General features: G+C 72.4%; 12 protein-coding genes. 5 read left to right on the top strand and 7 right to left on the bottom strand.

Going from position 1 to position 13204, the window contains the following annotated elements; all coding sequences use genetic code 11:
- Positions 1-108 precede the first annotated feature (108 nt).
- Together ACIG0D_RS29135 and ACIG0D_RS29140 are read right to left on the bottom strand one after the other, a co-directional pair.
- A complete protein-coding gene (locus ACIG0D_RS29135) occupies positions 109-729 on the bottom strand; it encodes an MBL fold metallo-hydrolase (protein ID WP_399806582.1) in 621 nt (206 codons plus the stop codon).
- Positions 730-912: 183 nt separating this feature from the next.
- Positions 913-1353 (bottom strand): PaaI family thioesterase, encoded by a 441-nt coding sequence (locus tag ACIG0D_RS29140; protein ID WP_399806585.1) that lies wholly within the window; start codon positions 1351-1353, stop codon positions 913-915.
- Positions 1354-1418: 65 nt separating this feature from the next.
- Here ACIG0D_RS29140 and ACIG0D_RS29145 point away from each other — a divergent pair, with 65 nt between their 5' ends.
- Entirely contained in the window at positions 1419-1847 is a 429-nt protein-coding gene (locus tag ACIG0D_RS29145) for a MarR family winged helix-turn-helix transcriptional regulator (protein WP_399806588.1), read from the top strand.
- Positions 1848-2181: 334 nt separating this feature from the next.
- Here ACIG0D_RS29145 and ACIG0D_RS29150 read toward each other — a convergent pair whose 3' ends face one another.
- The 4 genes from ACIG0D_RS29150 to ACIG0D_RS29165 form a co-directional block, all read right to left on the bottom strand.
- Complete coding sequence (locus ACIG0D_RS29150; RefSeq protein ID WP_399806592.1) at positions 2182-3039, bottom strand: hypothetical protein; 858 nt, start codon at positions 3037-3039, stop codon at positions 2182-2184.
- 231 nt (positions 3040-3270) lie between these two features.
- Positions 3271-3750, bottom strand: coding sequence for an HIT family protein (locus tag ACIG0D_RS29155; RefSeq protein ID WP_399806595.1), 480 nt, complete (start codon positions 3748-3750; stop codon positions 3271-3273).
- Between the two features lie 615 nt (positions 3751-4365).
- Positions 4366-5220 carry a ketose-bisphosphate aldolase gene (locus tag ACIG0D_RS29160; protein ID WP_399806597.1) on the bottom strand — a complete coding sequence of 285 codons (855 nt, stop codon included), beginning with the start codon at positions 5218-5220 and terminating at the stop codon, positions 4366-4368.
- Positions 5221-5243: 23 nt separating this feature from the next.
- Positions 5244-6125, bottom strand: a complete 882-nt coding sequence (locus tag ACIG0D_RS29165) for an SIS domain-containing protein (protein WP_399806599.1) — start codon at positions 6123-6125, stop codon at positions 5244-5246.
- A gap of 140 nt (positions 6126-6265) precedes the next feature.
- Between ACIG0D_RS29165 and ACIG0D_RS29170 the strand changes: the two genes are divergently transcribed.
- From ACIG0D_RS29170 to ACIG0D_RS29180, 3 genes are all read left to right on the top strand, one after another.
- Entirely contained in the window at positions 6266-7051 is a 786-nt protein-coding gene (locus tag ACIG0D_RS29170) for a DeoR/GlpR family DNA-binding transcription regulator (protein WP_399806602.1), read from the top strand.
- Positions 7052-7270: 219 nt separating this feature from the next.
- A complete protein-coding gene (locus tag ACIG0D_RS29175) occupies positions 7271-9103 on the top strand; it encodes a glycoside hydrolase family 15 protein (protein WP_399806605.1) in 1833 nt (610 codons plus the stop codon).
- Positions 9104-9243: 140 nt separating this feature from the next.
- Positions 9244-11001 (top strand): phosphodiester glycosidase family protein, encoded by a 1758-nt coding sequence (locus ACIG0D_RS29180; RefSeq protein WP_399806608.1) that lies wholly within the window; start codon positions 9244-9246, stop codon positions 10999-11001.
- Positions 11002-11026: 25 nt separating this feature from the next.
- Here the strand turns inward: ACIG0D_RS29180 and ACIG0D_RS29185 are convergent, their stop codons facing one another.
- Positions 11027-12139: a nuclear transport factor 2 family protein gene (locus tag ACIG0D_RS29185; RefSeq protein ID WP_399806610.1), complete on the bottom strand. Its 1113-nt coding sequence runs from the start codon at positions 12137-12139 to the stop codon at positions 11027-11029.
- A 305-nt stretch (positions 12140-12444) separates the two neighbouring features.
- On the opposite strand from ACIG0D_RS29185, the gene ACIG0D_RS29190 reads away from it, so the two are divergent.
- A complete protein-coding gene (locus ACIG0D_RS29190; protein WP_399806613.1) occupies positions 12445-13194 on the top strand; it encodes a hypothetical protein in 750 nt (249 codons plus the stop codon).
- The last annotated feature ends 10 nt before the right edge of the window (positions 13195-13204 follow it).

The following is a 13204-nucleotide window of genomic DNA, read 5'->3' on the forward strand; positions in this document are numbered from 1 at the left end:
ATCCCGTCGGCACCAGCGCCGGCCTCCGCCACGCCCGCGCGACGGCCGGATCCTGGGCCTCACCGGCCTCCCGCAGAACCCTCACCATGGAGCCAAGACCGGCACCGTCTACAGTTCGACGGTCTCACCCGGGTGCAGCCGTCGGATATCGGCACCTGCCCGCTTGGCCTCCATCGCGAGAACGTCGTCCAATACCTTCAGGCCCCACTCGTTCAGGAGCCCGTCATGGATGGCGTACGCACGGCGCGGTGCCATCCGGCGCAGGTAGTCGATCAGGTCGGGCACCGTCAGCCATGGCGCCTGGCCGGGCACCAGCAGCGTCGGCGCGTCCACCACGGTCAACGCGTCACCCGGGTGGAAGACCTCTCCGTCGATCAGGAACCCGACATTGTCGACGGGAGGCACATCCGGGTGGCTGAAGTGATGCTTGTCGCCCGCCACCGACACCTCGAAGCCCGCGACGGAGAAGCTGTCGCCTTCGCGGACCACGTGCACACGCTCGCAGAACCCGTTCAGGTGCCGGGCGACCCCGGCGCAGGTGTAGATGGCCGTCGGGACTTCGCGCAGGCGCTCTGGATCGAAGTGGTCGAAGTGCTCATGCGTGATGAGGACCGCCTCGGTTCCTGACAGTACGTCAGGATCTGACGTCAGAACGCCTGGGTCGATGACGATCGCCCGGCCGTTCCTTTCCAGCCGAACGCATGCGTGACCGAACTTGGTGATCCTCATGGCCTTCACCCTGCCAACCGACCCGGCAATGCGACACCTACGTTCGCGACCAGCCGAAGTACGTGGCCAGGAGGACGGCGGTCACGAACGCCTCTACCTGGCCTGCGACCACTTCCCGTACGGCACGCCGGCCTGCACCTCAGGGCGGGCTGTCTCGAGGCAACCAGAGCTTGAGTAGCTCGACTATCCAGCAACAGGCAGGGCTGTTTCGGCGACGGCGATGGTGCCCTGGGCGATCGCGCAGAGCGTCTGACTGCCATCGGCATCCAGCATGGACAGGTCGCAACGGCAGACGACCCGGGTGCGGCCGGGACGCACGACCTGGGCGTGGGCGCGGAGAACGGTGCCTTGGGCGGGGCGCAGGTAGTCGATGGTGTAGCCGGCGGTCAGCAGCCCAGGGCCTGCGACGGTACCGGCGGCGAAGGTGAGTGCGTTGTCGGCGGCGTAGCTGAGGACACCGCCGTGGACGAAGCCGTTCTGCTGGCGCAGTTCCTCGCGGACGTCCACCTCCAGGGTGGCCGCGCCGTCGCCGAAATCCGTCAGCCGAGCGCCGAGGTAGATGCTGAAGGGCTGGGAGGCCAGCACCTTGCGGGCGAGTGCCAGATCCGGGGAGTATGCGTTCACCACGACCTCAATTCACTAGTGAACTGAGCATCGCGTCGCGCGGCCCGCTCTGTCAATATCGGCCCATGCCGCCTGAGTCGGACCACCGCCTGTTCTTCCTCCTGCAGCGGGCCGCACACACCCTGCGCCTGACTGCGGACCGCCGCTGCCTGGCCGCCGCCGGAGTGACCACTGCCCAGCTCGGCGCGCTGTTCGCGGTGCAGGACCAGCCGGGCCTGACCCAGCAGCAACTCGCCCGCACCCTCGGCCTGCGCCAGTCCGCGGTGACACCGCTGGTGGGCCGGCTCACCGCCGCCGGACTCGTCACCAAGAGTGCCCATCCTCGGGAACACCGGGCGGTCGTACTGGAGTTGACGGAGGCGGGCGCCGCCGCACTGCACGCCGCCGGCCCGGAGATCGACCGGTTCAACGCGGAACTTCGCGATCTCCTCGGCGATGACGGGTTCGCCCAAGCCTCGGCCGCCATGCACAAGCTCGCACACTGGCACTCCTAGCCGAAACACCACTCCGGCCCGACTCAGCCCACCCAAACGATCTTCAGACAGGTGCCTCAAGGCCATGAGTTGAAGCAACCCCCGTGCCTGCGGGGTTGCTCGGGCCCGCTCACATCTCTGCCTCCGCCACCGGGGCGACCAGCTCACGCAAGGACACCATCTGCCAGGCAACCGCCGACCGCTCGCTGGTCTGCCAGGGCCGTCACGTCCTGGGCTTCCTGAGCCGCGCAGCAGCGACTCGGCGGGGCAGGCCTGGGTGGTCAGCGCGTCGGTCTCAGCCACAGGGGAAGCGAGTCCCCGGCACCGGGGCCAGAGTCGTAGGAAGCCGGGCGGGTCATGGAGGGCTACCGGGGCTCGGGCAGGAGCTTCGCCGATCGTGACCGTCTCGGCGCCGAGGCCGGAGACGGGCAGCAGCGGCAGGTGTCCTGCCGGTGGATCCGGTTGAGTTCCAGGAGGACCTCCACCCGCGCCGGCACGTCCTCCCGCGAGCTGTCGAGCAGGTCCCGCAGGAGGCAGGGGGTGCCGCGGAGACGCGCTGAGGGCGGTGCCGCGGACGCCGGGGGTCCGGGTCATCCGCGAACGGCGGGAGCGCGTCGTCGGGCAGTGCGCCGAGGCGCCCCAGGACGGCCTCCCGCGCCCAGGTCCCGTACCGCCTCCGCCTGCCCACCAGGGCGGCCAGAGAGGCCAGTCGGCGCAGGAGCGCCTTGTCGGCGTCGCCGAGTACACGGTCGAGGATGGCGCGGGCGAGGGTCCGCACGTGCACGTCGGTGTCCGCGCTCCGGATCAGGACGAGCGGCAGGACGGAGGCGGGCAGTTCCGCCGACTCATCGAGGGCCAGCGCCGCCGCGCGGACGCGGGGATCCCCGTGACAGAGGCACAGAGCGATCTCGGACTCGGTGGGCGGCAGGCTCCAGGACGGGACTCCGGTCCCGCCAAGCCCCTCCTGCCAGTACGGGGCCTGGCGCCAGTCCGCGATCTCCCGCGCGTTCACCGACCGAAAGCCGACGCGTATCCAGGAGGTCGACTTCCAGCCGCGGAACACGTTGCTGCGGGTGGCCCAATGGACGCCGCTGTCGAGCCGGATCCAGTCGCCGGCCTCTCCGGCCCCGATCGCGGACTCCACGCCCTTGCCGTGGAGCAGTCGCTCGGAGGGAGCGTAGAGCTTGGTGGGGCCGAGGCCGTACGTCGTCATGCGCGACTGTAGCCCGGTCGCCCACCTCTCCCACCAGTGGATTTTCCAGCAGGTGAAGGGGACTCGGCCCGGCAGGCGGCCCGTGTCCGTGACCGAAGGTGCGGCAGGCCCAGCACCGGTAGTTGTCCCTGCGTTTGGGGCGGTAGCTCGGTGGTGCGGCGGCCGACCTCGTCAGCTCCGGCGCTTCCCTGCCCGAAGAGAAGGACCCAGCCGGTCGGCGGGCCGACACCGTCAGGCCATCGAGCGCAGACGGTCCAGTTCACTGCCGATCGCCTCCCGCAGCGCATCGTGCTGCGGACCCAGCCTGAACCGCTCGTCACTCCACCACTCACGTGGATACAGCCACACCGGCTTGCCCACCAGCTCCGCCGGCTCCCACTCGAACCGCGGCCAGACATGGGCATGCAGGAACGGGTCCGTGTTGCCGAGGATCTCCAGGTTGACCCGGCGGAAATCGGGGTCCAGCCGTCGGCAGGCCCGCTCTACCGCTTCTCCGAGTTGGCCCATGTTGGACAGAAACGACAGCCGCTTGGCCCTCGGCAGGTCGGACAACCGCTGAACACCCGGCTCGTCCGCAAGGAGCACCGAGTACCCGGGCAGGAACTGAACGTCGCCGATCACCGCGAAGCCGGACTCAAGCCGCCGCAGCACAGTTGGATTCTCGCCCCGCAGAGCAGCCCCGATCCGGTCCATCCGCCAGTCACCGGTCATGCTCCGAGCCTACCCATGGGTGATCAAGTCCTGCTCTTGGCTCCCCGCGCTCCCCACTTACTTAAAGACCCACCAACCGAGGTGAGGAGCGGCCCAGCCGTTTTCAAGGCTCTGGGCGCCGTTCGGTGAACCCCAGTGCCTGGTGCGCCGGCAGAGACAGAGCGTCGATCACCCCGTCTCCGACGTGCGGGTGTGGGCCACCCGCTCGCCCACAGGTCGTCGCCGCGCCCCACGCGGGGCACCCATGCCGCTGGTTGAGCCCGCCCGTGACCGATGAGCCGGCCCATCGCGTTCCGCACACGCGCGCTTCGCCGCCGTCCTCGGCAAGCCGGTCGGTGAGCCGGTCGGTGAGCCGGTCGGTGAGCCGGTCGGTGAGCCGGTCGGCCAACAACCGGAGCGCGTCCTTCGGCTGCGTCAGCCAAGCCAGCCAGATGAGTCAGCTCCACCGCGGTCACCGCCTCGACCTGGTCCCGCTGCCAGCCGGACAGCCGGTCCCACAGCCCCGCGACCGGTCGCGGGGCGACAAGCAGACGGAGATCAGCAGGACGGTGGCCATCCCCCGCAGTTGCCGAGCCTCCTCACCCGACGCGCGCGCCGCCGTGTTGCCGGGAGGCGTCAGGCCGGGCGGACGGTCCGGATGATCCGTTCCACCGTGCGGGCCATCGCCTCGCGGCCCGCGGTGAGGTAGGTGCGGCAGTCCACCGCCTCGGGGTGGGCGGCGAGGTGGGTGCGGATGGCGCCGGTCATGGCGATGTTGAGGGCCGTGCCCACGTTGACCTTGGTGATGCCGCCCGTGACCGCGGCGGTCAGTTCGTCGTCCGGCAGGCCGGAGGAGCCGTGCAGCACGAGGGGTACGTCGAGGCTCGCGGAGAGGCGTTTGAGCAGGGCGTGGTCGAGGCGGGCGGTGCGGGTGGTCATGGCGTGGACGCTGCCGATGGCGACGGCGAGGGCGTCCACGCCGGTGTCCGCGACGAAGGCGCGGGCCTGGGCCGGGTGGGTGCGGGCGCCGGGCGCGTGGGCGTCCAGCGGGGGTCTGCCGTCCTTGCCGCCGACCTCGCCCAACTCGGCCTCGATCCAGAGTCCTTGGGCGTGCGCCCAGTCGGCGGCGGCGCGGGTCGCGGCGAGGTTCTCGGCGTACGGGAGTCGCGCCGCGTCGTACATCACGGAGGTGAACCCGGCGTCCGGGGCCTGTCGGAGCAGGCTGTCGCTGTGCACGTGGTCGAGGTGGAGGGCGACGGGCACGCCGGCCCGTTCGGCGGCGGCGACGGCGGCGCGGGCCAGCGGCAGCAGCCGTCCGTAGCGGAACTTCACGGCGTTCTCGCTGACTTGGAGGACGACGGGGGCGTCCGCCGCCTCCGCGCCGGCGACGACCGCCTCGATGTGTTCGAGGGTGATGATGTTGAAGGCGGCCACGGCGGAGCCTTCCGCGGCGGCGGCGGTGACCAGCTCGCCGGTGGTGACGAGAGACACGGTCCGTCCTTTCCGGCAGAGGGTCAGGGGGCGAGGATCACCGAGCGGGTGAGGTGGCGGGGGCGGTCCGGGTCGAGGCCGCGGGCGGCGGCGACGGCGACCGCGAGCCGCTGGGCGCGGATCAGTTCGGCGAGCGGGTCGAGCGCGCCGGCGATCCACTGGGCGCCGGTGGCCCGGACCTGTTCGGCGAGTCCGGGGGGTGCCTCGCCGAGCATCCACGTGGCGGTGGTGTGGGTCGTGACGCTGATGGGTCCGTGGCGGTACTCCATCGCCGGGTAGGACTCGGTCCAGGCGCCGGCGGCCTCGCGCAGCTTCAGGGCGGCCTCGTCGGCGAGGCCCACGGTCCAGCCGCGGCCGAGGAAGGTGAACTGGGTGCGTTCGACGAGCCCTTGGGGCAGTTCTGTGGTGAGGGCGGTACGGGCGTCGGTGACGGCGGCGTCGGTGTGCAGGCCCAGGTGGGCGCGGAGCAGGGTGAGGGCGGTGGTCGCGAACCGGGTCTGGACGACGGAGCGTTCGTCGGCGTAGTCGAGGACGACGAGGTCGTCGGCGGCGTCGGTGACGGGGGTTCGTGGATCGGCGGTGACGGCGGTGGTGCGTGCACGGCCGCGCACCTTGCCGAGCAGGTCGAGGACTTCGGTGGTGGTGCCGGAGCGGGTGAGGGCCACCACTCGGTCGTAGGGGCGGCCGTACGGGAACTCGGAGGCGGGGAAGGCGTCCGTCTCGCCCTGTCCGGTGCTCTCCCGCAGCGCGGCGGCGGCGCGCGCCATGAAGTACGAGGTGCCGCAGCCGACGAGCGCGACCCGCTCCCCCGGTGCGGGCAGGGCCGCGCGGTGTCCGGGTGCCTCCGACGCGGCTCGGGTCCAGCACTCCGGCTGGGTGCGCAGCTCGTCCTCGACATGCGTCATGTCGTAGCCCCTCCCGACGATGATGTGATTGTTTCTGCAAGATAGCGCGAGATTTCGAGCAGCTTCAAGCATTCAGGCGGAATGGGGTGCGCTAGGGTCGCCGTGAGGACGAGGACCGGTTGGCTGGTTGGAGGGTGCGGATGTCGCGCGACGCCCGCTGGAAGGCGCTGCTGGAACTGCTCGTGGAGCGGGGCCGCCTGGACGTCGAGGAGGCCGCCGCCGAGCTGGCGGTGTCGGCCGCGACGATCCGCCGTGACTTCGACCAGCTCGCCGAGCAGCAGATGCTGGTGCGCACCCGGGGCGGGGCGGTGGTGCACGGGGTGTCGTACGAACTCCCGCTGCGCTACAAGACGGCCCGCCGCGCCTCCGAGAAGCAGCGCATCGCGAAGGCGGTGGCGGAGCTGATCGCGCCCGGCGAGGCGGTCGGGCTGACCGGGGGCACGACCACCACCGAGGTGGCCCGGGCGCTCGCCGTACGCGGTGATCTCGGCTCCGGATCCGGCTCCCCCGCCCTGACCGTCGTGACCAACGCCCTCAACATCGCCAACGAGCTGGCCGTACGGCCGCAGTTCAAGATCGTGGTGACCGGTGGGGCGGCGCGGGCGCAGTCGTACGAGCTGATCGGGCCGCTCGCCGACGGGGTGCTGGGGCAGGTCACGCTCGACGTGGCGGTGCTGGGCGTGGTCGCCCTCGACGTGGTGCACGGCGCGGCGGCGCACGACGAGGCGGAGGCCGCGATCAACCGGCTGCTGTGCGAGCGCGCCGAGCGGGTGGTCGTCGCCGCCGACTCCAGCAAGCTGGGCCGTCGCGCGTTCGCCCGGATCTGCGGGACCGAGGCCGTGGACACCCTGGTCACCGACACGGCGGCGGACGAGGCCGTCGTACGGCGCTTCGAGGAGGCGGGGGTGCGGGTGCTGGCGGTGTGAGGGACCCGGCCGTACGTACGTCCTCTCCCGTATCCGTGCCGGCACCCGCGTCGACCGCCCTCCCCGCCCCCCTGCCGGCACCCCTCCCGCCCCCTTGCCGCCGCACGGACTGATCGATTCCGGGAGCCCGGCGATCGGCACCGACCTAAGCTGGAACCGCGCCGGGACAGACCGTTTCGCGTCAGGCCCGCTGGGGCTCACCGTTCGAGGGAGGCGGCGATGGCCGAGGTGTCGAGGGACGGAATATCCGGGGGTCCGCGCTATCTGCCGGTCGCCGAGCACGGACTGATCGGCGATCTGCGCAGCGTCGCCCTGGTGGGCACGGACGGCACCATCGACTGGTACTGCTGCCCCGCTTTCGACGCCCCGAGCGTCTTCGCCTCCATCCTGGACGCGGAGCGGGGCGGTTCCTTCCAGCTGTCGGCGGCCGGCCCGGCGAAGACCAAGCAGTTCTACTTCCCGGACACCAACGTCCTGATCACCCGCTTCTTCACCGAGGACGGCGTGGGCGAGGTGCAGGACTTCATGCCGATCCGCGGCGAGAAGGTCGAGGCCGAACGGCACCGGCTGATCCGCCGGGTGCTGTGCGTGCGCGGGTCGGTGGTGTTCCGTACGCGCGTGGCGCCCCGCTTCGACTTCGGCGCCCGGCCGCACACCCTGCGCATGGACGGCGGAGTGGCGGTCTTCGAGTCGGCGGAGCTGTCGCTCTCGCTCACCGCGACCGTGCCGCTGGAGGCGGACGGGCCGGACGCGCGGGCCGAGTTCAAGCTGGCCGAGGGCGAGTCGGCGGTGTTCGCGCTCGACCAGGTCGGTGGCGAGGTCGCCCCGCGCCGGTGCCCGCGGATGGAGGCGGAGGACCAGTTCGACGCGACGGTGAAGTACTGGCGGCGCTGGCTGTCCCAGTCCAAGTACCGGGGCCGCTGGCGGGAGATGGTGCACCGCTCGGCGCTCACCCTGAAGCTGCTCACCTACGCGCCCACCGGCGCGATCGTCGCCGCACCGACCACCAGCCTGCCGGAACAGCCGGGCGGCGAGCGCAACTGGGACTACCGGTACGTGTGGGTGCGGGACGCCGCGTTCTGCGTCTACGCGCTGCTGCGGCTCGGCTTCACCGGCGAGGCCGAGGCGTTCATGAACTTCGTGACCCGGCACATCAGTCCGGGCGACGGGCACGCCTCCGGCCCGCTGCAGATCATGTACGGCATCGACGGCCGCACCGATCTGACGGAGCATGAGCTGCCCCACCTGGAGGGCCACGAGGGCTCCGCCCCGGTCCGGGTCGGCAACGCCGCCGCCGAACAGCTCCAGCTGGACATCTACGGCGCGCTCATCGACTCCATCTACCTCTACGACAAGTGGGCGCGGCCCATCTCCAGCGCCCAGTGGGACGACGTATGCGCCCTGGTCGACTGGGTGTGCGAGCACTGGGACCAGCCGGACGAGGGCATCTGGGAGACCCGGGGCGGCCGGAAGAACTTCCTGTACTCGCGGCTGATGTGCTGGGTCGCCATCGAGCGGGCCATCCGGATGGCCAACCGGCGCGGCCTGCCCGCCGACCTGACACGCTGGCGGGAGACCCGCGACATCATCTACCGGCGGATCCACAGCCGTGGCTGGTCGGAGAAGCGGCAGGCGTTCACGCAGTACGAGGACGGTGAGGTACTGGACGCGGCGGTGCTGATGATGCCGCTGACCAAGTTCATCGCGCCCACCGACCCCAAGTGGCTGTCCACCCTGGACGCGCTGACCGAGGAGCTGGTGTCCGACTCGCTGGTCTACCGCTACGACCCGGAGGCCAGCCCGGACGGACTGCGCGGCGACGAGGGCACGTTCTCCATCTGCTCGTTCTGGTACGTCGAGGCCATGGTGCACGCCGGGCGGGTCGACGAGGCACGGCTGGCCTTCGAGAAGATGCTCACCTACGCCAACCATCTCGGGCTGTACGCCGAGGAGATCAGCCACACCGGCGAGCAGCAGGGCAACTTCCCGCAGGCGTTCACCCATCTCGCCCTGATCAGCGCGGCGTTCAACCTGGACCGCGCGCTCGGCTGAGTCGGGCCCCGGTGCGCATCCGGTGGGCACCCGCGGTGCGCGCCCGTCCCGCGTACGCCCCGCCCGGGCCGCGCGCACGCCCCGCCGCCTTATGATGGCCGCCGCCAGCGCTCCGCACCCGAAAGGCACGTCCACGCCCCATGAAGACTCGAACGGCGCGCCGTCTGCTGGCCGGTGGGGCGACGGCCGCCTGCCTGGCCGCCGCCACGATCACCGCGACGAGCGCCACCCCGAGTACCGACACGATCACCGCGACGAGCCCCACCCCGAGCACCACCGCGAGCCCGGGTACGGCCTCCGCCACGGCCTCCGCCACGACGCAGGCCCGGCCGGCCGCGCGGCGTAGCGCCCCGGCGGTCGCCCGGCCGCTGCCGCTGGGCGCCGCGGCTCTGGCGGAGTCCCGGACCTCCCGGCAGGTCGCCCCGGGCGTGACCCACATCGCGATCGAACGCGGCCGGGAGTCTACGGACGACTTCTGGACCGTGACGATCGGCGTGGCCACGAGCGAGACGGAGGCCGCCGCGCTGGAGGGGAGGGTCCGCGCCGCCGGGTACGAACCGCGCCGTGACCCCACCGCCGGACCGGACCCCCGGGGGCTCGCCGACCGGCCGCTCGGCTGGATGGTGCGGGTGGGCCGGTACGCCGACAAGGCCGCCGCCGACCGCGCCAGGAGCGAGATCGCGGGCCGCGGACTGCCCGCGAGCGTCCAGCACACCGGTGAGGACGGGCATCCGACGACCGGCCCCTGGTCGCTGGACGTGCTGGTCGTCGACCCGGCGAGGTTCCGCGGCCGGCTGCGGGCCGAGCTGGCCGACGGGATCGTGCCGGGCCGCGAGACCACCAGCGCCATGGCCCGGCGCACCGGCGCCCTCGCCGCGGTCAACGGCGGCTACTTCGTCATCGGCGGCAACCGGACGACCCCGGGCAACTGGGTCGCGGGCACCGACGGCGACCTCGCCGGCGTCTCGGTGGTCGGCGGCGACCTCGTCTCGGAGGCCGTGAACGGGCGGCCCGCCCTGATCGTGCCCGCCGACTCCGGCCGGGGCACGTCGGTACGCCGGGTCGGGACCAGGCTCACGGTCCGCACGGCGGACGGCGCCGTCCACGAGGTGACCGGCCTGAACCGGCAGTCCGGCCTGGTCGTGAACTGCGGCGGCGTCGGCAACGCCACCCCCTTCGCCCGTCCCGCGCACGACTACACCTGCGGCAACCCCGACGAACTCGTCGCCGTCACACCGAAGTTCGGCACCACCGCGCCGGAGGGCCCCGGCTACCAGGTCACCCTGGACGCCGACGGCCGGGTGACCTCGCTCCAGGAGCACCGCGGCGGTCCCGTCCCCGCGCGGGGCACCGTGCTCCAGGGCACCGGAGCCGGAGCCCGGTGGCTGCGCGAGCACGCCCGGACCGGAGCCACGCTGACGGTGCGCGGCACGGTCGTGGACGCGGAGAAGGGGACCTGGCTGCCGCTCACCCCGAAGACCTCCGTCCTCAACGGCGGCCCGCTGCTGCTCCGGGACGGCGGACTCGCCCTCGACCCGGTGCGGGACGGATGGAGCCCCGAGGACATCGAGGGCGCGGACCGCGCCGCCTTCTACAACGGGTGGTATCTGCGGCGAAACCCGCGCACCGCGGCCGGCGTCACCCGGGACGGGCACCTCGTCCTGCTCACCGCCGACGGCCGCCGTCCCGGCCACAGCGCCGGGCTGTCCGTCCCCGAGACCGCCGCCGTCATGCGCGCCCTGGGGGCGGTGGACGCGCTCAACCTGGACGGCGGGGGCTCGACGGCGATGGTCGTACGCGACGAGCTCCAGGGCCTTCCCAGCGACGCGGCGGGAGAGCGCCCCACCGGTGACGCGCTCGTCGTCATGCCCGGAGCGCCACCGGCTCCGGGCTCGTGAGCCGGACGGCCCCCGGGCGGCCGGGTCAGTAGCCGATGGCCTCGCGCAGAAGCAGTACGGTGCCGCGCCCCGGGTACGGTTCCGCGTTGAGGACGAGCAGGCGGTTGACGGCGCTGGGCCTGCCGTACACCTCCTGGGCGCGGGCGTTCTCCAGCGGGAGGGCGTGCTCCTCGACACGGCGCAGGGCCGTGTCCAGGTCGGGCACGACCTTCTGGGCGCCGACGATCCAGACCGCGTGGGCGGCGCCGCCCGCGTTGGCGGGGAGCTGGCTGCCGCTGCCCGAGGCGAGGACGAGCGCGCCGGTCTCGGTGACCGCGGCGACGCTGTTGACGACAAAGTCGGGGCCGGCGAGCAGCTTGCGGATCTCGCCGGCGCCGGTGGCCCGGTCGATGGCCAGGGCGCGCGGCCTGACGGCGTCGTACCGGCCGCTCGCGTTGATGTCCTCGTCGATACCGGACAGCCGGAGGGTCTCGCTGGCTCCGGTGAGCACGCTCGCGCCCTCGGGGATCAGGTCCTTGACACGGGCACGCGCCTGCGCGGCGTCGTCGAGGATCTCGGCGGCGAAGCCGCCCGCCCGCAGCGCGGCGGCCACCCGCTCCAGCCGGACGGCCGGGGCCGGGTCGGCGAAGGACGCGACCGGGGCCGGGGCCGGGGTGGCGGCGGCGTGTGCCGGGTCGTTCCCGGGGCCCTCCTCCGGGCGGGGCGCCGTACCCGCGAGCGGGGAGGTGTCCAGGTACCTGACCTCGTACACCCGCTCCGTGAACCTCCAGCCTTCCTCGGTGCGCTGGTAGCGGTCGTGGTAGACGGCGTGGTTCAGGCCCTCGCGTCCGTCGAGGGTGCGCGCGATTTCGTGGATGTAGGCGCGGCCGGTCGCGGTGTCGCCGTCGAGCCGGACGGTGCCGGGGTGGGTGTTCTGCACGAAGAAGTCCCACTGGCTCTGCAGCCGCTCGCCCCCGGCGAGGATCTCATCGCGGCCCGTCAGCTCGACCGGGATGTTCGGCATCCGCAGGACACCGTCCGGTGTGAACAGCGAGGCGAGGCGGGGCCGGTCGCGCATCATCGCGGCGTCGGTGAACTCGGCGCGCAGTGCCTCGATCTCGACTCGGTCCGCGATGGCCTGGAAGTCGTTCATCTGCATTCCCTCTCCGTCCGGTTGTCGCCCGCACCGGTGCGACACCGTTACGACAACGCGGCGTTCGGGAATGTGAGGCGGCGCGCGGTGGTGCCACCTCCGCCCGCTCTCCTATGATCCTCCTCCCGGTACGCTGCCCGACTCGCGGCCGGGACGAACTCGCCGACACCGGAGGAGAGTTGAGGAACCGGACCACGCTGCGGCTGGGTGCGCGTACGCGTTCCCGCACGCAGTCGTCGAAGCCGCCGGACACTCCCGAGCCCTGGTGGAGGAGGCACGCGAGGCTGCTCTGGCTCGGTGCGGGCCTTCCCGTGATCGGCGCGGTGCTGACCGCGGTCGCGCTCAAGGTGCTCGGCCTGAGCGGTGACTCCGGGCCGGACCCCGCGGGTGCGCCCTCCGGGAGCGCTTCGTCGGCGCCGTTCGCCGTGACCGCCCGGCTGGAGGACGAGGCGGGCTGCACGGCGCTGCCGCGCCGGGTGTCCTCGCCGGGGGACCGCGCGGAGCTCGTGGCCGGCGGTGACGTGAACGCCGTCATCCGGCGCAACCAGGGGGCGCGGGCCGGCGAACTGAACGTCGGGATCACGCTGGAGGGCGGACCGGGCTCGCTGACCATCACATCGATCGACATCAGGCCGACGTCGCCGCGCCCGGCCGCTCCGCTCTCCGGAACGCTGCTGTGCGAGCCGGGCGCCGGGGGCGAGTCCAAGATCCGGCTGTTCGCGGACATGGACGCAGCGGAGCCCGTGTTCCGCGCGGGGAAGGACTCCACGCAGCGGTACTTCCGGGACAAGGTCATCACACTCGGGCCGGGAGAGCAGGTGAACCTGTCGGCGACGTTCCTGGCCGGGCACGGCTCCCGCGAATTCGGGCTGCTCATCCGCTACGTGCGGAACGGGAAGGAGGCGACGCTGCCGGTTCCCGCGCCGCGCGGGGGACGCTACGCGGTGACCGGTTACGCGGCGCGGTACGGGGCCGTCTACGCGGGGTCCCCCGACGGCGGCTACCGCCTTCTCGACGATCCCCGGCCCTGCCGGTGGGTGCCGGAGTCACAGGGATGCTGACCGGTCGCGA

The organism is Streptomyces sp. NPDC052773, assembly GCF_044547145.1.
Lineage (GTDB): Bacteria > Actinomycetota > Actinomycetes > Streptomycetales > Streptomycetaceae > Streptomyces.

Bases quoted from the DNA above. Each gene is read 5' to 3' on its own strand.
- ACIG0D_RS29155 (WP_399806595.1), bottom strand. From the start codon at position 3,750: ATGACCGGTGACTGGCGGATGGACCGGATCGGGGCTGCTCTGCGGGGC.
- ACIG0D_RS29165 (WP_399806599.1), bottom strand. From the start codon at position 6,125: ATGACGCATGTCGAGGACGAGCTGCGCACCCAGCCGGAGTGCTGGACC.
- ACIG0D_RS29175 (WP_399806605.1), top strand. From the start codon at position 7,271: ATGGCCGAGGTGTCGAGGGACGGAATATCCGGGGGTCCGCGCTATCTG.
- ACIG0D_RS29180 (WP_399806608.1), top strand. From the start codon at position 9,244: ATGAAGACTCGAACGGCGCGCCGTCTGCTGGCCGGTGGGGCGACGGCC.
- ACIG0D_RS29145 (WP_399806588.1), top strand. From the start codon at position 1,419: ATGCCGCCTGAGTCGGACCACCGCCTGTTCTTCCTCCTGCAGCGGGCC.
- ACIG0D_RS29185 (WP_399806610.1), bottom strand. From the start codon at position 12,139: ATGCAGATGAACGACTTCCAGGCCATCGCGGACCGAGTCGAGATCGAG.
- ACIG0D_RS29135 (WP_399806582.1), bottom strand. From the start codon at position 729: ATGAGGATCACCAAGTTCGGTCACGCATGCGTTCGGCTGGAAAGGAAC.
- ACIG0D_RS29150 (WP_399806592.1), bottom strand. From the start codon at position 3,039: ATGACGACGTACGGCCTCGGCCCCACCAAGCTCTACGCTCCCTCCGAG.
- ACIG0D_RS29170 (WP_399806602.1), top strand. From the start codon at position 6,266: ATGTCGCGCGACGCCCGCTGGAAGGCGCTGCTGGAACTGCTCGTGGAG.